This window comes from Syntrophotaleaceae bacterium, assembly GCA_041390365.1.
GTDB lineage: Bacteria > Desulfobacterota > Desulfuromonadia > Desulfuromonadales > Syntrophotaleaceae > JAWKQB01.
Map to the genome: position 1 here is coordinate 74,954 of JAWKQB010000004.1, position 21,604 is coordinate 96,557.

Genomic DNA, 21,604 nt, shown 5'->3' on the forward strand with positions numbered 1-21,604 from the left:
GTCTTCTTCCTTAAAGAATGCTGGAGGCTGGTATGAACAGGCAAAAATTTTTTTCCATGCTTGCCGTCCTTTCGGCGTTGCTCTTTCTCTGGATTTTACCTCCAGCATCCCTGTCCGAAACAGCGGCAGGAGGGGCAATCTCCGGGCAGCGGACCGGTTCCGATCTTACCCAAGAAGAAGTGCAACAGCTGCTGGAGGAACACAACCGCGTGCGGGCCGAAGTCGGAACGAATCCGGTGTCCTGGTCCCCCTCCGTCGCCGCCCATGCCCAGGAGTGGGCCGATCATCTTGCCGCCGGTGCCTGCCGGATGAAACATCGGCCGGCAACGGGTCAATGGGCGGGCCCTTACGGGGAAAACCTGTTCATCGGCACGGCCGGCTATTACGGGGTGGTCGATGCGGCGCGAGGCTGGGAGAGCGAAAAGCGGGATTACGAAGGAGATCCGATCGACCGCTCGAATTTTCAGGAGGTCGGGCACTACACCCAGATGGTCTGGTCGGAAACCCGCGAGATCGGCTGCGGCAAGGCCCAATGCGAGGGGAAGGTCATCATCGTCTGCAACTACAACCCCCCGGGCAACGTGCTGGGGCAAAAGCCCTATTAAGGGCACCGAAAAAAGGCTTAAAAACCTGAAAAAATCAAAAGCATTTACCACAGCACAGAGGGCACAGAGAACGTCAAGCATGCCAAAAAAGCCATCAGGCCATCTGGATTGAATTTGCGTATAACTTAACGGCTTTTCTCTGTGTGCTGGTATATTGCAGTCAAGTTTTTAGGTTTGGCTCCATTTAAAGTGGTGGTATTTACTGCCTGGTCCTATTGATTTTCTTCCCGCAACAGCGTCTCGATCACAGGTTCTCCCTTCAGCGTTCGATGCACCGGGCACTTCTCGGCGATCTCCAGGAGTCGCCGGCGCTGTTCCTCGGTCAGATCCCCGATCAAATCAAGCTCCCGTTCAAAGCGGTCGATTTTTCGGCCGGGTTCTTCGCATTCCGCGCAGTCTTCCGCATGAACCTTGCGGTGATCGAGTCGGACCACCGCCGCCTGCAGGGGCCATTTTTTACGCCGGGCGTACATCTGGACGGTCATGCTGGTGCAGGATCCGAGAGCGGCGAGGAGATAGTCGTAAGGGGAAGGCCCTCGCCCCGTTCCCCCCATCGATTCGGGTTCGTCCGCTATCAGGGACTGACCGCGGACGAACATGTCGGTCAGAAAGCCTTCGGTGCCGGTGCGAACGGTGATCCGGTTGTCTGTCACCGGGGGCGGAGCCGGGGATTCCTGTTCGGTGACGTCGAGGTAGCGTCGGGACCAGGACGCGATCATCCCTCCGGCATAGCGGGAATCCTCCTTGCGGGAGAGCAGGTGGTCCGCCGGATCGAGGGAGATGAAGCTTTTCGGGTGCCGGGCCGCAAGGTAGATTTCGGCGGCATGGTCGATGCCCACGACCAGATCCCGCGGAGAATGCATCACCAGAAGGGCCGCATCCAGGCGGCGGATGACGTCCCGCGTGTCCTGCGCCTCGATATCTTCGAGAAACTCCTTTTGAAGGGTAAAGGGACGGCCGTTGAGCAAAAGGGTCGCTTCCCCCGTGCGTTCGATCTCGTCCCGCGACTCTTCAACCAGTTTGGCGATATGCCCCGGATCACTGGGTGCGGCCAATGTCACCACGGCCCTGGTGGTCGCGATTCTTTCGGCGGCATGCAGCACCGCGGTCCCGCCAAGGGAATGGCCGATGAGGATTTTGGGCCCTTCATACCTCTCCTCCAGAAAGCCGGCAGCCGCCACCAGATCGCTGATCTGGGAGGAAAAGGTCGCTTCGGACAATTCCCCCGCACTTTCGCCATGTCCGGAGAAATCGAAACGGAGGACGGCGATGCGCTGTCGGGTCAAGGCGTGGGCGATGTGGGCTGCGGCGGAGATGTGCTTGGTGCAGGTGAAGCAATGGGCAAAGAGGGCGAAGGCGATCGGCTTTTCGTCCTCGGGCAGGGTCAGGACCGCTGCCAGTCTTTCTCCCCCGGCATTGGAAAATGAAATTTTCTGCACTTTCATGGGCAAACTCCTGAAATCTTTAGGGCTCCATCCGAAGAGGTTTCCATTCATTCTAACAAAAATCACCGGAGCCGGAGTTGCGGTTGGCAACAAAGGGATTCATCAGATATCAGCCGTTGTCATCACCGATCGAGGTGAGATATAAATCTCAAGTATCAGTATCGGAATCACGCGTTGTTGCTGGTTAGGAGGCATTGTGCATTCGGTGATCGAAAAAATTCGTGAAGAAGACAAGCCGCAGGTGATGGCCCTGCTAAAGCAGGTGAACATGCATCACGTGCCATCTCCGGAAATGCCGGAAATCAATTGGGAAAATTACGTTGTGATCCGCAGGGAGGGCCGTGTGGTGGGGTTTTGCGGCTACAAGATCCTTTCGGACACGGAGGCAAAAACCGAGCTGATGGCCGTGGACAAAAGCTGCCGCGGGTTGGGGCTGGGCCTCAAGCTGCAGGCCTTCCGGATGATGGAGATGGCCCGCCGGGGAATCAGGACCCTGACCACCAATTGCGATCTGCCGGACAGTATTGCCTGGTACAAAAAGCATTTCGGCTACGAGGAGGTGGGACATCTGAAAAAAGAACATGAATTCGGTTCGCCGGATATCGATTACTGGACGACCCTCCGCGTCGATCTGGAGAAGTGGGCTCGAACCGGAATGGCCGTGAAAGATGAATAGCGTATACGATTTGGGCATTCCCCATCCCGTCACCCCTTATCCGAAACTGATCATCAATGCGGCTATTACCGGAATGGTTCCGGGGCGCAAAGATTCACCACACGTTCCCCTTGCGCCGCAGGAGATCGTTGCCGATGCCCTGCGCTGCATCCGCGCGGGGGCATCCATCGTTCACCTGCATGCCCGGGATGAGGAGGGGGAGCCCACCTACCGTAAGGAACTGTTTGCCCGGATAATTCTCGGCATCCGGGAGCAGTGCCCTGAGGCGATCCTGTGCGTTTCCACCAGCGGGCGTCGGCATAACACTTTCGAGTGCCGCTCCCAGGTGCTGGAACTGGAAGGGGAAGCCCGGCCCGACATGGCCAGTCTGACTTTGGGCTCGCTGAATTTCCCCGGTCAGGCTTCCGTAAATACCCCGGAGATGATCGAATCGCTGGCGCGGAAAATGAAGGAACGGGGGATCGTTCCGGAAATCGAGGTCTTCGAGACGGGAATGATCCATACCGCGAAGGTGCTGATGATGCGGAACGTGCTCACGGGACCGTTCTATATGAACATCCTGCTCGGCTCGCTCTTTTCCACCCCGGCCACCCTGTTCGACCTGAGCTGCATGGTCAAGAACCTGCCCCCTGCTGTACACTGGGCGGCCGCAGGGATCGGGCGCTTTCAACTCACCATGAATGCTGCGGCCATCCTGATGGGCGGACATGTCCGGGTCGGTCTGGAAGACAATCTCTACTATGACCGGGAGCAACTGGCCACCAACGAGCAGCTCATTCAAAGGGTTGTGCGGCTGAGTGTCGAAATCGGTCGAAAGGTGGCGGAGCCATCCGAGGCGCGGGCCATGCTCGGCCTGCCGGCGGTTTTTTTGGGGGAGTAGATGGAACAGATTCTGGTCGGCGAGCTTTTTCATGAAGAGACGGAAGCGGGGATTCACAGGGTTTCGGCCAGGGTTGGCGCCGAATTGCTCTGGTTCGAATCCTCAAACGCGCAATTGCGGTTGTCTCCGGAAGGTTTTGCCAGCGCACTGCTGATTCCGGCCATGAGCCACGGGCGGAATCTGGTTTTCGAAGATCCGCTGTGTCCTGAATGGCTGGCCAACACCGGCAGGATCATGGATTATTTTTCCCGATGGATGGGCTGGAAGCCGATCAGAATCGAGTCCCGGTTTTCGGGGGCGCGGCCCGAACCATCGCCAGGGGTACGGAGAGCCCTCTGTTTTTCCGGCGGGGTGGACTCTTTTTTTTCGCTGCTGACCTATCCGAAGCCGATCGACACGCTGGTTCTCATCCATGGCTACGATATCTGGCTAAACGACGAAGAGGGCGCCCGGGTTGTTTTTGAAACCGTGCAGCGGGTCGCTGCCGAAAAGGGATTGCATGCCGCCCTGATCCGGACCAACTACCGAGACCATCCGATTGCCGGGAGGAAGTACAGGTTTTCCTATGCAGGGGCCCTGGCAGCGATCGGACATCTTCTGGACGGGGTCGGGGAACTGGTTGTTTCCTCGGGGCTGCCGAGGAGGGAAGCGTCCTTCAACGGAAGCAACTGCGAAACGGATCCGCTCTGGTCCTCAAAAGTGATGAAGGTCGACCATTACGGGGGGGATTTCACCAAGAACCAGAAAATCAGGGCGATAGCCGCCAGTCGCCTGGCTCAGCAAAATCTCCGGATCTGTCAGCAGAATTTCTATGGTTCCTTTGAATTGTCCGAAAAATTCCTGAACTGCGGATGCTGTCAGAAATGCATCCGTACTATGCTTGTGCTCCAGCAGGAGGGTCATTTGGAGGATTTCGCGGTCTTTGCCAACAAGACCGACCTGCCTATGCACCTCGACCGCGTCATGAAGGTTCCGCCGGTCTTCATCCCGGCCTTCGACGAGATCCGCAGGGGTGGGGTCGACCGCCAGGCTGAACGGGCGATACGCGCCCTGAAACGGCGCAGCAAGCTGTTGAACCGCATGGAATGGGCCGGGCGAAGGGGAGTAAAGGGAGTTTTTCGGGTCATCCGGCTTCTGGATGCCCTTGAGCGAAAATTTTTTTGGATTAAACGAATGTTCCTGCTTTCCTCCCGTCACTGATACTGAATGTAGAGAGGCCTGGGCTGCAGCCGGAGCAACTCTTCCGGCGTCATCAGCGGATCACCCTTTTTCGTATCATTGTGATAGAAGAGCTTGAAGCCGGTATATTGGACCGGTTCGGCGACAACATACCTCTTGTAGGAATCCCGTTTCAGCCAGGGTCCTCCCCAGCCGTCCATGTGCATGACAATCTGTATTTCGGGGGTCAGCTCGATATCCCGGTAGTTGGTCACGCCGTTGCTGGTGAAGCGATGCACGGTCAGCACCTTCGGTGGAAGATTGTGTTTCCGCACCAGATCCCGCAGATAGCCGGTCACGTAGTTTACGTCTGCGGCATCGAATGTCCCTATTTCCGTCCCCGGCACCGCCCCTGATTTGACCAGGTTGAACTCCGGGTCGATTCCGAGATGCACGTCAGGGTTTTTCAAAATCCACTCGAAACGGGGCAAAAGGTTGCGGATGTCGTCATGCCCCGTCTGAATGTCGATGAACAACAGGGCCTCTGCCTCCTTGGCCCACTCATAAACCTGGGTGACCACTTCATCCAGCATGATCATGCGATACTTGCCGGCTCGTCCAGGGGTGGTCTGCGCCGTGACCGCAATCAGATGGAGGGCAGGCTGAATGTCCATGGACGGATCCGCCGCCCGCCATCGCGCCATTTCCTCCTGCAGCTGACGCAGCATCTCCTCCTTGGGGGATTTCCCCAGAATTCCCATGCGCCAGGAAAGAGGGTTGCCGTAGAAAGCGACGATCCGTTTATGCGGCAGGATGGCTCCCGGAAGCGGCGCCGGACCCGTCACGGGCCACCCGCTCCGGCGAGCGAACTCGGGGTCTTCGCCGGCCCGGTATTTGGTTGGTGAGCCGGGAATTGCCAGGGTCACCGGTTCCTCCGCAACGGCCGGTGCGGATGGTACGGCTTTCTCCTCGATGACCCGAGGACCCGGCTCCGGCAGGCTCTTTTCTACAACCGGTTTGTTGCTGACGGTAACGGGTGGGGCAGGCTGGGGTGCAGGGGCCGGACGAGCGGCACGACGGCTTTTTGACCAGTGCAGGAGTTCGTGACGAAAACCCGTCACGGCAAGAAGGGAAGCAAGCAGGGTCAGGACCAGGGTGAAAACAACCGGATTGTTTAAGCTTATTCCTGAGGTCTTCAAGGATGTTTCCTTCAAAAAGGGGGTGGCCGGAACGGCCAAGGCCATGGATGTCACTGTTTCCCGGGCGATGGATGGCTGGCAGGACCCGATGATCATCGCTTATTGCAAGCTTTGATCCAGCAGGAAACCATCTGCGGCAATACCGGAAAATCGGTGATTCCCACCTTTTTCGTTGGTATTAAAAACCCGGAAGAGGACCAATTTTGTCAGTCAGGTTCTCGCTCTCGCTAAACCGGGGGCGGGAGATGAAACCGGAGGGATAGATTTTGCTGGAAGGTCATGCGGCCTTTTTGTCCTGAGGTTGCAGAACGAGTTTCCAGACCAGCGGCAGACTGAATTTGGCGATGCCGGTCAGCAAGGTACCTCCCAGCACGATGGCCCACATGACGATGTGGCCGAGGCGGTCCTGAAAAAGCCCGGTAGCCAGGGTGGTCATCCAGAGCAGTGCCAGTCCCGAAAGCATCTGGATGTTCTGGCTCATGGCATGAATGCCCCAGAAGTTGTCGGAGATCTGACGCAAGGGGCAGTGACGCAGCTTGATTTCGATCAGCTTGAACCACACCCGACCCTCGGCAACCTGGGCGGAACCGTCGCAGATATGGTGCAGCAGGTAGAAGGCGATAAGCAGGTAGCCACTGCCTGCGCTGGCGCCAAACAGCCCGGTGAACAGCGGCGGGTAACAGAGCAGAAGCAATCCGGCTCCCAGCGCCTGACCGCCACCGACCAGTACCAGGGCGCGGATCAGTCGCCGGACCTGATGATTTTCGCTGGCCAAACCCTCCAGGTAGTCGACAAAAGATGAAACCTGGAGACTGCTGAAAAAGGTGATGGCCGGATAGAAGTACTTGGTCAGTACACCGAGAAGAGCCGCCACCTTGAACTGGTTCTGGGCCATGGAGAACATGGAGTAGAGAATGGCGCCCTCGAGGATACTTTTGCCGAAGGTGTAGGCCAGGTTGCCGATCTCCCCGTAGCGGTAATAGGGGCTTGCGGCCATGGTCCGGACCCATAGCCGCGTTTTGTCCCACACATCCCGGGTCAGGGCCTGAGGGCGGGGGCGCGATTCGGTCGCCGGGATCTCTATTGCGGAGTTTGCCATGTCTGCCATCCGATAATGACCGGTACTCATTGTATTGACGCGCATTTGGGTTCTGGCGACGGGGCCCCTCGGTTGGGAGGGAGGGCCGAAGGTCCGCGCCGGGCAGGAGCCGAGGGAGGGGGCCCGGGACCCCATGCCAGTGGTCCCGGGCCTTTGCAGCGAGGAGGATGTTACATCTGTTTGAGCAGGTTGACGGTCTGGCGGGCTGCTTCCGCAGGGAGCAGTCCCGTGTCGGCAATACCCGAAAGGACCTTGGTCTGGTCGTGGTCGACGGCGCCTTTCTGGGCCCAGGTGGCGGGTACCACCTTGGTGAGGTAGACGGAATAGGCGCTGTGGCCGCTGCCCGGGCGTTCGCCGATGATATGGATGATCGCCTTGGGTGCCTTGCCGGCCTGGTCGAACAGGATCTCACCGGCCTTGTACCCGGCGCGGACACGGCCGCCCGTGACAACGATATTTTTATCGGACAGGGTCAGGCCGGCCTTCTTGCACTGTTTTTTCAGTTCGTTCAAATAGGGCATCAGGTGCCCTTCATCCATGGTCGCCCTGGCATTCAGGCCGTCGGAAATCACGACCTGCACATCGGGGACCTTGCTGCCCCAGGAGGCGGCCAGTTTATCCAGGGTGGCCACGGCCGATTCGGACAGTTCCTCGCCGGTCGCCGGAGCGGCTATGTAGTTTTCCCGGTCGTGCGACTGGCTGGCGATGCTGACGGCGTTGGGGATGGAGTTGATGAATTCGGGGGTGAATTCCGCCCACAGGCTGACCTTGGCGTCGTCATACAGGTCGTGAATGCGTTTCCTGGTGACCGGTTCCAGATCCCAGATGTTTTCGCCATAGCCCACGGCCAGATCGACGCCGCGCCCGCGCACCCGCTTGATGGCGTCCTGACCTTCGGCATAGATGGCGTCGAAGGGGCGCTTGTCGCCCTTGGCCTGGAGAAACTTGTAGTAAACCCAGGCCGGGTCACCGAAGTGCTTGGTGGGTTTGCCGTTGGCGTCGATAACTTCGATCTTCTTGAAGAAGGCCCACATGGCGTCGTTGACCTTGAAGCCGAACTTCTCACGCAGGCGGACATGGTCCTGATAGCCGGTGGTGAGGTAGCTGAGCATCGGGTCGTTGCGGGTCGGCAGCCCCATCAGGTAGGCGGGGTTGGCCGGCGCGATCTGATCCTGGCACCATTCGAGATCATCCAGGGTGACGGGCATGTGCAGGGTCGAGCAGATGTCGAGGCCCAGCACCAGGCCGTGCAGTTTGCCCATGACGATGTCTTCGAGGCAGCAGCGTACCAGCTGCTCACGGGTCTTGAACACCTCGGGGCCGATAAAGCCGGCGACGTCGTTGAGGTGCAGCCAGACTTCGCTTTCGGGAATGCCCTTGGTTTTGGCGATTTCCTGCTTCAGGGCACGGGCGAATCCGTATTTGCGGGACTCGTGCACCACCATGTCGAATCCATGGCCGTGGCCGTTGGTGAAGTCGGCGCCCTGGCCCGTTTCAAAATAGAGGCCGTAGGGGCCGGTACGCATTTTGGCGTAGTCGAGCATCTTCTGGATGGTCAGGTCGAAGGTCTTGTTGGCGCTCTCGGTGCCGGCAAGGCTCTGGAACCAGATGGCGGTGGAGCCAGGCTGTGCCTTTTCGGCGGCCGCCTGGCCGTCGATGTGGGCCAGCACGCACCAGGGGACCGTATCTTCGAGTTTGAAGGCAGTGACGATCTCCTTCAGGGCATTCTGGACCCGCAGGGTCGCCTCAAGCTGGCTGTCGACGGGGTTGGTGCCGATGACGATGTCGCCGACAGCATAAGCGAAGCCGTCCAGGACCTGCCACTGGATGTCTTCCACGTTGTCGGTCGGCGAGTTGGGCTGAATGCGGGCGCTCAGGTAGCCTTTGGCGCCGATCTGGGAGCCGGGCAGGGTGGTGAAGATCTTCTGGCCGACGCGGATCAGCTCGTCGTTGGACATCAGCTTGACCACCGAGCCGATCACATCGCTGTGCAGTCCGCCCATGATGGCTTTGATCTTGGCCTCGGGCTGGGTGAGCAGGAAGGTCTTGAGCTCGCCCATGGTCATGTTCTTGATCTTGTCGTAGGCGGCTTTGTCAGTGGTGTTGCGGATCAGTTTTTCCTGGCCGTCCACGAACAGCGGATTTTCGTGAAGGTCCTTGATCTTAGTGTTGGCCAGCAGTTTGCGGGCGTTTTCCCGGGACGATTCACTGTCCGCCGCCACACCGATGGCCTCGTCCCCTTCCTTGAAGGCATTGGCCGCGCCGATGACCTGCTGATAGAAGGTGTGGTCGAATTGTCCCTTGCTGCGTTTGACGTACTGCAGTACGTCTTCACCCGGCTTGACGCTGCTGATAGTGACGGCCCCGGCCACCCCTGCCAGGAAAGTCATTACCAGGGCACCGGTCATGGCTGCCAGAAATTTTCCCTTCTTTAACATTCGGTTACCTCCGTCTCGTCTGATGGGGGATGCGATCCCTCCCGGGCGAGTTCCGCGGGCGGGGCATGGGTTGAAAATCGATTACTGTCTCTGCTGTTTTGCTTCTTCCCACATGGCGTTGAAGGCCTGCTCCGTTTCTTCGCTGAGGACCCGCCACAGGGCCACGGTCTTGAAGTAGCCTTCGTCCCCCACATGGAACATGGCTTTTTCCTCGGCATTGAGGATATCGCCGGTGTCGGCCATGACCGGAGAGACGCCCTGGGATTTGACCACGTCAGCCTGGCGCTCGGGGTCGAGCATGAAATTAATCCACTCTTCAGCCAAAGTTTTGGTCATGCCCTGGGCGCCGGCCCCGATATACCAGGCATCGATCCAGGCCGTGCCCCCTTCTTTGGGAGTGGCCAGGCGCCAGTTGCCGCCCTTCAGGTTGGCCTGCTGGGCGGCAAAGCCCCAGGTGGTGGCAAGGGACAGTTCCGGGAATTCATCGGGATTGGCCGCTCCGTCCCACAGGCTCTTGGCATTTTTGGCCAGAACGTTGAGTTTTTCCTGGACCTTGGCGCGGTCGAGCTTGTTGATGTCGAAGATCTCCTCGTAGCCGTAGCCGAGGGCCAGCGCCGAGATCCAGACATTGACCTTCGGAAAGTTGTTGTTGATGGTGTACTGGCCGGCATACTGCGGGTCCCACAAGACGTTCCAGCTCTCCGGAGCGGCCGCAACCTTGTCGCGATTGTATGCCAGACCGTAGGGACCGCAGTTGTAAGGCACGCCGTAGCGCACCCCGTCGTAGAAAGGCGTCTGGTCGTTGGCGAACACCGGCATCATTTTCGCGAGGTTGGGAATGTTGTTCTCATCGACCGGCTGCAGATACTGACTGCCGTCCTGATAGGAGAAGAACCGCGGGATCTTGGGCAGTTCGATGGGCGGCGAGATGAGGTCCGCGGTATTGTTCTTCACCGCCTGAAAGAATTCATCCTGATCGGTCGGATTGAAGATCTGCAGCTCCACATCGATCCCGTGTTTGGTCTTGATCATCTCCTTGAAGGCCGTCTCGTAGGGCTTGGCATAGCCGGCCCAGCAGGTGATGCGCAGAATCTGGGGAGACGCCGGCGCCGGCTCCTCCTTCCGCTTGCAGCCTGCCGAGAACAGAAGCGCCAGAAGGACCGCGCAGAGGATGACGGCGAACGAAACCTTTTTCATGATGCTGTTCCTGTCAGCTTTCATCGACCCCTCCCAAGGGGATTGCCGGCGGGAATCCTCAAGATCCCCCAAGGCCGGCAACCCCTTGGAGGATCTTTTTTCCAGGGAGAGTTAGAACGTGAAAGTCAGGTTCAGGGCAAAGGCTGTTTCGGTGTCGATCGCCTCTTTCGCCGCGCTGCTGATGCCCGAAGAGAAAATGCCGATTCCGCTGAGTGTCAGCTGATCGGTGAGTGCGTAGTCGATGCTGGTGCTCAGCTCATAGTTGTGGAACCCGCCGAAATCCCCTACCGCATAGTCGCTGTGCTGGTTGTAGGCAACCAGGGCCCCGAGGTTGAGAGTCGATTTTGGCAGCCACTGGCCGAGATCGAAGCTGTGGCTGATGTCCAGGGTGTAGTAGAGACCATCCTCTTCGGCAGCGTCCCAGTCCCACCAGATTTTCAGGGTAGGCGAGAGCAGGGTGTTGAGGGTGGTATGGACGAAGAGTTCATTGGTGTCTTCGGCGCCTTCAAAGTCCAGGGAATAGAAGATGTCACCGACACTGATGGAGACCATTTCGCCGACATTGAAGGAATAGGTCAGGATGATGTCGGTCTCGTTCATTTCACCAGAATTGATGTCATCGCTGCTTTTCAGTTGCCAGTTGTGCCAGGTGCTGAGGGACCAGCCGCCCGCGCTGAGATCGATGCCGCCCTGGATGGTGGGGCGGCCGTCGCTCAGGTCAAATCCACGCCACAGGTACTTGTCCCAGAGTCCGACGTACACATCCCCTTCCACCTCGATGGCGGCCTGAGCCCTGTTGCTGAAGCCCGCACACAGCATCAGGACGCCGACGAAAAACAATACGCTCCATTTTTTCATGACTGCCTACCTCCATTCTGATGAAAATGGGCGTGCGGCCTGGCGGGCCATCCCCCAGAGCGTTCGCCCGCTGCATTACCCTCGATCCAGCATGAAAATTCAAAAATCGACGCAAAATCGTGATCGTTGTTGTCTTTATCGTTGTCGTAATCGTAATCGTAATCGTAATCGAACCCCGACTGACGATGACGACAACGACAACCGTTCCGCTGACGCTTCACTGACAGCGAAACGGATTTTATTGCTATCTGTGGGTTGTCTCGGGATTCTTCGGAATCTGCGATGTTCGCAGAATATCCCCTTGCGGGGGGAGAGGGATATCCCCTGGAGGGGGGATTTTTTCTCACCTTGAGAGGGAAAACCAGGGCTTGGCGGCAGGCTCCCGGTGAAAGGGACGGCCTTCCCCTCCGGATCAACCGATAAGGTGCTTCTCCCTGGCGGCGGCCACCGCTTCCAGGCGGCTTTTCACATCCAGCTTTCTGAAGATGTTCTTGATGTGGGTTTTGACGGTTTCGGTGCTGATGTAGAGGGAGTCGCTGATCTCCTTGTTGCCCTGCCCGCGGGCGAGACATGCGAGGATCTGTTTTTCCCGGCTGGTCAGGTCCCCGTGCTCGCCCAGCGAGCAGGTGTCCCATTCAATCACCAGATCCATGAGATAGGGCGACATCGGTTGCTCATTGCGGGCGAAAGCACGAATGACGTCGATCAGTTCGTTGATGTCGATGCTTTTGAGAATATAGCCGTTGGCGCCTGCCTGCATCGCTTCTTCGATATAGTGGCGGTCGCTGTAGGAGGAGAGGATCAGTAGTTTCATCTCCGGATACTGCTTGCGCAGCATGCGGATGACGGCCGTCCCGGAAAGACCGGGCATGTCGACGTCGATAAGGGCCACATCCGGTGGATTTTTCTGGATCTTTTCCACAGCCTTGAAGCCGTCGCTGGCCTCGCCGATAAAATCGATGTCCGGTTGCTGGCTGAGGCTCATGCGCAGGCCGGTCCGCAACAGGGGGTGATCGTCGGCGAGAAAGACTTTGAACGGCTTGTCATGCATAAAATTTCCCCCTTCCTCAATTTTCCGGGGACACGGGCAGCGTCAAACTGATACGCAGACCGTCCCCGGTCGTTTCCGCCCAGATTCGACCCCCGTGGCTCTCCACCACCAATTTACAGAAATGCAGCCCCAGTCCCAGCCCTTTCTTGCCGCTGGGATTTTTGTGGTTGCTGGTAAAAAACCTGTCGAACAGAAGGTCGAGTTCCTCTCGGGGAACCCTGTCTCCTGAATTGTGAAAGGAGATCTGGATGCAGGAGTCTGCGTTCTGCAAGTCCGGAACAGCGTCGGCGCTGCCGGCCGCCGTCAGAGTCCTGGTTTCGATCGTGATCAGGCCCTCTTCCGGGCTGAACTTGATGGCGTTGTCCAACAGGTTGGAAAATACCCGCAGCAGGCGGATGCGGTCGCCGTAAAAGGTCAGTTCCTTTTTTAAATCAGACTGATAGGATATGTTGACCTGACGGTCCTGGCAGAAATAGTAGGACTGGTTGATGACCTCCTGCAAAGCCTGATGAATGTCGAACCGGGACCGGCGCAGCACCAGCATGCCGTAGCTTTGCCGATAGACATCCAGAAAGTCGGAGACCATGCCCATAAGGTCCTGGTTGGTGCTGGCCGCCATCTGCAGAATATCCTTCTGGTCGTTTGTCAGGGATCCCACCTGCCCGTCGAGCAGCAGTTTCAGGGCCGACTTGACCGCCAGAATGGGGTTGATCATGTCGTGGGTGAGCATGCCGAAGAGATCGCTTTTCATTTTTTCCAGGTTTTTCTCTTCCGACAGGTCGCGCATGACCGCCACATATCCCTGCAGCTCGCCCTGCTCGTTTTCGATCCGGGAGAAGGAGGCGTCGACCTGGGCCAGCTTTTTCTCCGAAAGCAGCAGCCCCAGGCTGAGTCGGTCGGAGACGTCCCGCACCTGACGCAGCTTGTCAAGCTCCTGAACGATGCGGGATTCGTCCAGAAACAGCGAGGGCAGAGATCGGCCGGTGAGATCGGTGCCGGTCTGCCCCAGCGCTCTGAGCATGGCTTTGTTCTGCATCTCGATGTTGCCGTCGATATCGGTGGCGATGATGTAGTCGGAGACGCTGTTGTAGAGCTGAAACAAGCGCTTGCGGGACAGATTTTTCAGCCGCCTGTTGTTGGTGGCCAGCGTGCCCGTGGTGTGGGCGATGATCTTCAGGAGGGTGGCATAGTCTTTCAGTTGCCGGTAGCTGATCCTGGGAATCCGGTAAAGGGCCTCCAGATAACCGGAAATATCCCGGATGCCGATATCGATGGCATGGTGTGCGGCCAGGTCCCGGTCGATTTCATAGTCTTCGGTCCGTACCTGTCCGCAAATGATGACGGCAATGAGCTGACCTTCGACGAGAATGGGAGCCGCGCAATCCACCAGCCCGGCATTGAGGCAGGCGTAGATGGCATTGGCGCCCGGGCGCATGGCCTCATGGGCGCCGAAACGGGCGCTGGCCATACATTTTTTGCGCCCCTTGGCGCTTCCCCGGCAAAAGTTGAGGCAAAAATCGGAATAATTGTAGGGTCCGGCAAGAATGTTGCCCTGGGTATCGCAAATGCTGCCGCCCATGCCCGTGGCCTTGGTATAGGCGGTCATGATCTTGTCCAGGGTGGACCGGTCGATAAGGTCGAGTAGATTGATCATGAAGTCCGGGTCATCGATTCATCCTTCCGCCAGCGCGGATTCGGCAGTCGGACCGGATAACGCCTCTTGCCCTTGCCGGACATTCTCGGCAGTGGTAAGGACGCGTTGTTAATGGAGCACCATTCATCGTATAGGAGCCGACAAGGGGCTGTCCAGTTAGAGTTTGCTTACCCGGGCCGCTGAGGAATGCCAGAACCGGTGGGGCCGGAAAAAATGTTGGGCGCCCGCAAACCCCCTGTGCTATTCTCGCCGACAAAAGCGGGCATCATTGCCTCCCGCCAGCCTTTCAAGGTCCCAAATGAACGAAGAAACATCCTTTTCGGTACGCTGGTATCACAGCCTTCTGTTTCGTACCCCCCTGGTGTTCGTCTTTCTGCTGACTGTCCTTATTGGCAGCCTGACTCTGATCATGGATCGGATCGGCCGGCCGCGCCTCGAGGAGCAGTCCTTCCGCCTGGTCAACCAGATCGGCAACACCATGGTTGCGCGGCTCGGCGAACGGATAGCGGTCGCCGAAACGCTCGCGCGGGCCATGGCCACGACGGCTGCCGATCTGCCCCTGGAGGTGGAGGACCACATGCGCCTGATCCCACGCCTCATGGATCGGCTGGGGCCCTCGTCCTACATTATCGGCGGCGGGGTCTGGTACGAACCGTACGCCTTCGCTCCGGGACTGGAACGGCGCAGTTTCTTCTGGGGACGCAACCCCGCCGGCATTCTCGAATATGTCGCGGACTACAACGATCCGGGAGGCGCCGGCTACCATCGCGAGGAGTGGTATGTCCCCGGGCGTTTTCTGTCGCCCAACAAAATCTTCTGGTCCCGGTCCTACATGGATCCCCATACCTACGTGCCGATGGTCACCTGTACGGTGCCCATCTACCGTGAGAACCGGTTCTTCGGAGTGGTCACCGTCGACCTGAAGCTGGAAGGCATGGAGTCCTTCTTCGAGGGTGAAGCCACCAAAATGGGGGGCTACGCTTTTGCCGTCGATCGCAACGGCACTTTTCTCTCCTTTCCGGACGTCCCGCTCAGTCAGGACCGTTATCAGGACAAGTTCGGCCGCCAGCATGTCGCATACATTCAGGCCGCGAAGCTGGCCGAACGGGAGCCGGTTTTTCAGCCGATTGCCGCGGCCCTGCAGGAATCCTCCGCGGCCCTGTTGCGCAGGGCCAGTCCACCCGATCCATCCGTTGCCGAAGACATCGCCCGGGCCAGTGACATGATATCCGCCGTCGAGGCCGGCAGGATCGCCGCCGTGCTGCAGAGCCCCCAAACCGGCCAGGACAGGGACATTTTGCTGCAGCATTTCACCACCGAAAGGGATCTGCTGCTTAAGGAACCCTGCTCCGTCGCCATTTTCCACGTGCCGAGCACCCACTGGAAAATCGTGACCGTCACCCCAGTCAGCCACGCCATTTCGGCCGCCACGGCCCTTAATCGGGCGCTTCTGCTGGCCCTGATCGTCGGGGTGTCGGCGGCGGTCATCGCTGCCTTTCTGGCTTTGAACCGGATTCTCATGCGCCCCCTGGCCAGGGTCACCCATCAGCTGAAAACGGCGGTGGACACCAATGCCGAAGAGATGCTCTGTCTGGATTACAACCGGCCGGACGAAATCGGCGCCTTTGCCTACTGGTTCAATCGCCGCACCCGCAAACTGGCCGACGTTCTGGAACAGCTGCGCATCGCACGGAGCGATCTTGAGGGGCGCGTGGCGGAACGCACCGACAAGCTGGAGCAGGCCAATATCAAACTTGAGCTCGAAGTTCAGCAGCGCCGTCGTGCCCAGCACTATCTGCGCCGCCAGGCCCTGCTCGATCCGCTGACCAATATCCCCAACCGCCGCAGCTTCGACGCGGCACTGAATGCAGCCTGGAGCACTGCCTGCAAACGCGGCACCTCGTTGGCTCTGCTCCTGGTGGATATCGACCTGTTCATGCAGTTCAACCACACCTACGGCTACCAGACCGGCGACCAGTGTCTGAAAGATATCGCCGAAATGCTGGCCCAGGGATTCCGGGACCACGAAGGCCACCTCGCCCGTTTCAGCGGCGAGCAGTTCGCCATCATCCTCCCCGATACGGACAAAGCCCCAGCCATCGACATGGCGGAACAGATCCGCCTGCAGGTGGAGGGGCTGTCGATTCCTCACTGCGGCGACGGTGCATCCGGCACGGTCACCGTCAGCATCGGGGTGGCTTCCATGACGCCGAAGGATGCCAGCGCCATGGAAGAACTGGTCGCGGCGGCCGTGCAGGCGCTTTATCGGGCCAAAAAAGAGGGCCGCAACCGGGTCAGGGCGATTGATGAATCCTGCGAATAAAGCGAGATCAAAATCGAACAGGCGCTGCCTTTCGCCTTACCCCCTCACTCCTCACTCCTCACCTAACCACCAGCCGATGCAGGTGCCGGAGTTGGTTCATTCGGGTGTTGCCGGGGGCAAGGCTTTTTTGTATACTCCGCCTCTCAATTTGCGGGCGAAAAATCGGCCCGGACAGGAAAGGAATGAGGCATGAAGGTACTGATCACCGACGAAATTTCGCAGGAAGGGCTGCAGCCTCTGCTCGACGATCCGAGAATCGAACTGGATATCAGGCTGGGACTCTCCGAAAACGAGCTTCATTCGATCATCGGAGGCTACGAGGCTATCATCACCCGCAGCGGCACCAAGGTGGACCTGCCTCTGATCGAGCACGGCCGGAAGCTCAAGATCATCGCCCGCGCCGGGGTCGGCATCGACAATGTCGATGTCGATGCGGCCAGCAGCCGGGGCATTTTGGTGGTCAACGCTCCCTACGGCAACATCAACTCCGCCGCCGAGCATACCATGGCGTTGATGCTGACCTTGTGCCGCAACGTTCCTGTGGCGAATGCCTGCCTGAAGAACGGCGGCTGGCAGCGGGCCCCCTTTACCGGATATGAACTCAAGGGGAAGACTTTGGGGATTGTCGGGCTCGGCAAGGTCGGAGGCCGGGTGGCGCAACGGGCCAAGGCCTTTGAAATGGAAGTGGTGGCCTGCGATCCCTATATCTCGGAAAAACGGGCCGAGGACGTGGGCGCCCGCCTGGTGTCCCTGGAGGAGCTGATCCGCTGCAGCGACATCATCAGCGTCCATACCCCCCGCAACGACGAAACCATCGACCTGATCGGCAGCGACCATTTCCAGTACATGAAGGACAATGTCATCATCGTCAATTGCGCCCGCGGCGAAATCATCAACGAGACCGCCATGCTGGCGGCGATGGAGAGCGGCAAGGTGGCGGGGGCGGCCTTCGACGTTTTCAGTGAAGAGCCGCCGAAGAGCGACGTGTTGAAAAAGCTGATCGACCATCCGCGCATGGTGGTCACGCCCCACCTGGGGGCCAACACCTTTGAAGCCCAGAAGAACGTGGCAGTGGACGTCAGCCGGGAGATCATCAACTTCCTCGACGATCAGCCGCTGGACAATGTGGTCAACATTCCCCGTTTCGATCCGGAACTGATGCGCCACATGAAGCCCTTCATGAATCTGGTACGGCAGATGGGGGAATTCATCGTCCAGCTCGCTCCCGCCAATCCGAGCAAGGTCCTCTTTTCCTACAACGGCAAACTGGCGTCCCACGACTGCACGCCCCTGACCGTCTGCGGCCTTTCGGCCCTGCTCAACGGCCATACCGAGCACGAGGTCAACCTGGTCAACTCCCAGCTGGTCGCCCGGGAGATGGGAATTGTCGTCGAAGAGAGCCGCTCCACCGAATCGGATTCCTTCTCCAATCTCATCACCATGACCCTGGTGACCTCCCAGGGAATGCGGACCGTAGCCGGAACCCTCTTCGAAGGCATCCCCAAGATCGTCAAGATGCGGGATTTCATGACCGATTTCCGGCCCGAGGAACACATGATGGTGATCAGTTACGCCGACCGCCCGGGTTCCATCGGCAGGATCGGCACCATTCTCGGCGAAGCGGGCATCAACATCGGCTCGATGAATCTCGGCCGGCGTTCAAAAGCCGGTGAAGCCATGGTGGTGCTGTCCATCGACACCCCGGCAAACTCCGAAACCATCGACACCATCGCCGCCGCCGTCGATGCCCACTTCATCCGGTCGGTCAACATGCGCCCGGAGACCATGGCAATCTGTTAAAATTTTCCTATCGGTATCGGTATCGGTATCGGTATCGGTATCGAAACCGGATTTTACAGGTTTTGTAGGGGCAGACCTACATCGGTATCAAAATTCCACGTGCTGTGTAGGGGCAGACCTATGTGTCTGCCCTAGACCTAAGTGTCTGCCCTGTCTATTCAGCAAACAGCGGTCCCGCATATCGGGGAATCAAACCCCGTTCCTCGGCCCGTTTCAGCAACTCCCGCACCGCACCCAGACCCTCGTCCCCCAGATCCAGCGAATAGTCGTTGACATACAGACCGATATGGCGGCGGATCACCTCCTCGTCCAGCTCCTGAGCGTGCCGGCGTATGTAGGCGGCCGCTTCCCCAGGGTGGGCGAGGGCGAAGGCGACGCTCTTTCGCACCGCTTCTTCAATCCTTTTGATCCGTTCCGGACCCAGATCACGGCGGGCCAGGATGCCTCCCAGAGGGATCGGCAGTCCGGTCGTTTCCTCCCACCACTGTCCGAGATCGAGCAGGCTGACAAGCCCCAGTTCATGATAGGTAAAACGCCCCTCATGGATGATCAGCCCGGCATCCGCCAACCCGTCCCGAACGGCGGGCATGATGCGGTCGAAGGGCATCACCAGGAGGTTTTCGAATCGGCCGCACAGCTGCAGCAGCAGGGTCGCGGTCGTCAACCTGCCGGGAATGGCGATCCTTCGTTGCTCCAGATCAGGGAGGGTCAGGGCGTGACGGGCCACGAGCAGCGGTCCACAGCCCCGGCCCAGTGCGCCTCCGCTGCGCAACAGTGCATAGTCGGATCGAAGATGGCCGAGGGCATGGTAGGAGATTTTGGTGACGTCGAGACGCCGGCTGCAGGCCAGACGATTGAGGGTCTCCACATCTTCCAGCCGCTCCTGGAAAGCCAGATCCTGCAGAGGGATCCGGCCGTGGACCAGGGCAAAAAAGATGCAGGTATCATTGGGGCAGGGGGAATAGCCGAGGGACAGACCCCGCATCAGGCGGTTTCCTCGGGCAACAGGTTTCGGCCCTGCAGGAAGGCCCGCAGGGCAAGCTGGGCGATCTCCGCCGCTCCCGGCAGGTCCCAGTTGGTCAGATCGCGATTCTCCACCCGATTGGAAATCCCCCGCAGTTCGAGGAAGGGTATCCGGTAGAGCCGGCACACCTGGGCAATGGCAGCCCCCTCCATGTTTTCACAGATACCGGCTGTGCGGCGGGCGATCTCCCGGCCCAACTGCTCGTTGCCGGAACAGGTGGAAACGGTCACGATCGATCCCGATACCATTTTCCGGCCCTCCTGTTGAGCGACCTGTTCAAAAAACGGCCGGGCCATGTTCAGGAGGTTCTGGTCCACCGGGAAGCGGCTTTCAAGACGGGGGTTGGGATCGGACAAAAGGGGAAAGCCAAGTTCGGAGAAGGGTCGAAAGCCCTCATGGGTGACCACCCCCTCGTCAGCGGATATTTCTTCGGTCGCCAGGACCAGATCGCCTTTTTCCAGAGTGCTGTCGGGATAGGCACCGCCGCAGCCGATCACGATCAGGGCCTTGGGACGGAAGTTTTCAAACAGGGCAGTCACGGCCGAGGCGGCGTTCACCTTGCCGATGCCACTGTGGAGAAGGGCGATCTTGTGCCCGTACAGGACCCCCAGAAACAGTTCCCGCTGACCGCACCGACGGACTTCACAGGGCCAGAGGGAGCGACGTAATTGGGCCGTTTCAAGGGGAACCGCTGCAACGATGGCGATCATGGTCTTTATCCGGGCAATTCATTCCTCTCGGACGGGGAGAGGGACAGGGGTATCTGCCAAACCACCCTCACACCGATCCTCACCATCAGAGAGAGCGAGACGAGGGGAGCTCATTGGGATAGAAATCTTTATTCAGGGTTTGAACCAGTCCTGACGGATCAGATCGCGGCGCAGAAAGGCGCCCTGCTTGCGGACCATGCCCCGGTACCAGAACCGGTCGGCGTGTAGGGGAATATCATCCGGTGGATCGAGACGCTTCCGGCAATCCGTCAACATCTGACGAAAACGGCTGTCGGTTTCGGAAATGATGTCGGAAATTTTTTCCCGCAGAACATCCGGCACGCCCTCAAGGACGAATTGGATGATATCGCGAAGCTTCAGGCTCTGGTGATATTCCCACAAGTCCCCCTCGAATCCAGCTTCGCATTCCTGAACGAAGTCATGCCAACTGAGCAGCAGTTCGCCAAAATCCTCGTCGGCGAAGCAGTCGAAGTCGTTATTTTCCTTGAGCCTTCGGCTGATGATCTCCTGTTCCCGTCTCGAAAGAAAAAAGGAAAGACCCTCCTCGACCGGATACATGTCGAGCAGATCCGCCAGTTCTCCGCAAAAGGAGGCATAATCCAGAAACTCCTCCGATTTCCCGGCGAAATATCTGGGCAGGGCGCTGGGATGATGGCAGAGCAGCGAGAGGTGATCGTGCCCCAGATCGCTGGTCAGCAGCAGCCGGGCGTCATAATTCAGGCCCAGCCTCCCCAGAAGGTCGGTGACACGGATATGATTTTCGGTAAAGCAGGTCAGAATTTTTTCTTCCGAATAGAACAGCTCCATTCCGGTATGACTGTTTGCCAGGCCGAAACCGACGAAGCCGTCGTGGATCAGACGGGGAAGGTAGGGTTCCAGTGTGTCGATGATTTCAGTAACGGGCAGGTAGGGGGAGTAGTAGAGTCGAGGATTGGGCGGTTCCTTGGACGAGGATTCCTGCTCCTCGTCATAAAACTCGAGAATGAAAAAAGCATCTTCTCCGAAGCCGGGAGCGAAAGCCTGAAAGATATCCGCGATTCGTCCTGCGCCTGCCATGATGCTGAAGCGGTAGGAATCGGTGGATTTTTCGAGAAGGGAAAAATGATACCCTTCTTTGATCTGTCTTCGCCGCCGCAGTTCACTCGGCCAGGGGGCGATGCCCAGGGGAAAATCGAATTTGTCTAGGGCCAATGGTCGGTCCTTTTTGGCTGATTTGACTTTTTGCCTGAAAAAAATGCAGCCAGCGCGCTTGCAAACAATTTTTGATACGGTAGAGGATTGAGGGTTAAAAGTCAATATGGCGTACGTGCGGGAATTTTCGGGATTGGGCGTACAGGGAGCAGAAAGAACAGGATCTGTTTTGACTGGTGCCGGAGACACCGGGCATTCCTTCTTGACACCACCCGTCTATTCCCAAATAATAGGGCCCTTCCCCGCCCTGTCCCCAATTCCAAAAGGAGTCCGCC

17 protein-coding genes are annotated in these 21,604 nt (G+C 58.6%); 6 read left to right on the forward strand and 11 right to left on the reverse strand.

Annotated elements, in window-relative coordinates:
- The first annotated feature begins 32 nt into the window (after positions 1-32).
- Positions 33-605: a CAP domain-containing protein gene (locus R2940_17910; protein ID MEZ4601669.1), complete on the forward strand. Its 573-nt coding sequence runs from the start codon at positions 33-35 to the stop codon at positions 603-605.
- 212 nt (positions 606-817) lie between these two features.
- Here the strand turns inward: R2940_17910 and R2940_17915 are convergent, their stop codons facing one another.
- On the reverse strand, positions 818-2,050 hold the full coding sequence (locus R2940_17915) for a bifunctional alpha/beta hydrolase/OsmC family protein (protein ID MEZ4601670.1): 1,233 nt from the start codon (positions 2,048-2,050) through the stop codon (positions 818-820).
- A 205-nt stretch (positions 2,051-2,255) separates the two neighbouring features.
- Between R2940_17915 and R2940_17920 the strand changes: the two genes are divergently transcribed.
- Genes R2940_17920 through R2940_17930 form a run of 3 tightly spaced genes read left to right on the forward strand, consistent with a single transcriptional unit; the run spans position 2,256 to position 4,806 of the window.
- Entirely contained in the window at positions 2,256-2,726 is a 471-nt protein-coding gene (locus R2940_17920) for a GNAT family N-acetyltransferase (GenBank protein MEZ4601671.1), read from the forward strand.
- A complete protein-coding gene (locus R2940_17925) occupies positions 2,719-3,606 on the forward strand; it encodes a 3-keto-5-aminohexanoate cleavage protein (GenBank protein MEZ4601672.1) in 888 nt (295 codons plus the stop codon). Before R2940_17920 ends, R2940_17925 begins: the two co-directional genes overlap by 8 nt.
- Positions 3,607-4,806, forward strand: a complete 1,200-nt coding sequence (locus tag R2940_17930) for a hypothetical protein (GenBank protein ID MEZ4601673.1) — start codon at positions 3,607-3,609, stop codon at positions 4,804-4,806.
- Here R2940_17930 and R2940_17935 read toward each other — a convergent pair.
- The 7 genes from R2940_17935 to R2940_17965 all read right to left on the reverse strand — a co-directional run bounded on the left by R2940_17935 (position 4,800) and on the right by R2940_17965 (position 14,260).
- Positions 4,800-5,963: a hypothetical protein gene (locus R2940_17935; protein ID MEZ4601674.1), complete on the reverse strand. Its 1,164-nt coding sequence runs from the start codon at positions 5,961-5,963 to the stop codon at positions 4,800-4,802. The genes R2940_17930 and R2940_17935 overlap by 7 nt on opposite strands.
- A gap of 277 nt (positions 5,964-6,240) precedes the next feature.
- On the reverse strand, positions 6,241-7,062 hold the full coding sequence (locus R2940_17940) for a hypothetical protein (protein MEZ4601675.1): 822 nt from the start codon (positions 7,060-7,062) through the stop codon (positions 6,241-6,243).
- 170 nt (positions 7,063-7,232) lie between these two features.
- Positions 7,233-9,500 carry an ethanolamine ammonia-lyase gene (locus tag R2940_17945; GenBank protein MEZ4601676.1) on the reverse strand — a complete coding sequence of 756 codons (2,268 nt, stop codon included), beginning with the start codon at positions 9,498-9,500 and terminating at the stop codon, positions 7,233-7,235.
- Positions 9,501-9,581: 81 nt separating this feature from the next.
- Entirely contained in the window at positions 9,582-10,721 is a 1,140-nt protein-coding gene (locus R2940_17950) for an ABC transporter substrate-binding protein (GenBank protein ID MEZ4601677.1), read from the reverse strand.
- Positions 10,722-10,808: 87 nt separating this feature from the next.
- Positions 10,809-11,555, reverse strand: coding sequence for a TorF family putative porin (locus tag R2940_17955; GenBank protein ID MEZ4601678.1), 747 nt, complete (start codon positions 11,553-11,555; stop codon positions 10,809-10,811).
- A 412-nt stretch (positions 11,556-11,967) separates the two neighbouring features.
- Complete coding sequence (locus R2940_17960) at positions 11,968-12,606, reverse strand: response regulator transcription factor (GenBank protein MEZ4601679.1); 639 nt, start codon at positions 12,604-12,606, stop codon at positions 11,968-11,970.
- Positions 12,607-12,622: 16 nt separating this feature from the next.
- Positions 12,623-14,260 (reverse strand): PocR ligand-binding domain-containing protein, encoded by a 1,638-nt coding sequence (locus tag R2940_17965; GenBank protein MEZ4601680.1) that lies wholly within the window; start codon positions 14,258-14,260, stop codon positions 12,623-12,625.
- A gap of 298 nt (positions 14,261-14,558) precedes the next feature.
- Between R2940_17965 and R2940_17970 the strand changes: the two genes are divergently transcribed.
- Both R2940_17970 and serA read left to right on the forward strand, forming a co-directional pair.
- Positions 14,559-16,583 carry a diguanylate cyclase gene (locus R2940_17970; protein ID MEZ4601681.1) on the forward strand — a complete coding sequence of 675 codons (2,025 nt, stop codon included), beginning with the start codon at positions 14,559-14,561 and terminating at the stop codon, positions 16,581-16,583.
- A gap of 189 nt (positions 16,584-16,772) precedes the next feature.
- Positions 16,773-18,383 (forward strand): phosphoglycerate dehydrogenase, encoded by a 1,611-nt coding sequence (serA, locus tag R2940_17975; protein MEZ4601682.1) that lies wholly within the window; start codon positions 16,773-16,775, stop codon positions 18,381-18,383.
- Positions 18,384-18,537: 154 nt separating this feature from the next.
- On the opposite strand, the gene R2940_17980 is transcribed toward serA, so the two are convergent.
- The 3 genes from R2940_17980 to R2940_17990 all read right to left on the reverse strand — a co-directional run bounded on the left by R2940_17980 (position 18,538) and on the right by R2940_17990 (position 21,329).
- Complete coding sequence (locus tag R2940_17980) at positions 18,538-19,368, reverse strand: 1,4-dihydroxy-6-naphthoate synthase (GenBank protein ID MEZ4601683.1); 831 nt, start codon at positions 19,366-19,368, stop codon at positions 18,538-18,540.
- Complete coding sequence (gene mqnB / locus R2940_17985; GenBank protein MEZ4601684.1) at positions 19,368-20,117, reverse strand: futalosine hydrolase; 750 nt, start codon at positions 20,115-20,117, stop codon at positions 19,368-19,370. Before mqnB ends, R2940_17980 begins: the two co-directional genes overlap by 1 nt.
- A gap of 132 nt (positions 20,118-20,249) precedes the next feature.
- The gene (locus R2940_17990) at positions 20,250-21,329 is read right to left on the reverse strand and encodes a hypothetical protein (protein MEZ4601685.1); all 1,080 of its coding nucleotides are present in this window, start codon (positions 21,327-21,329) and stop codon (positions 20,250-20,252) included.
- Positions 21,330-21,604 lie beyond the last annotated feature (275 nt).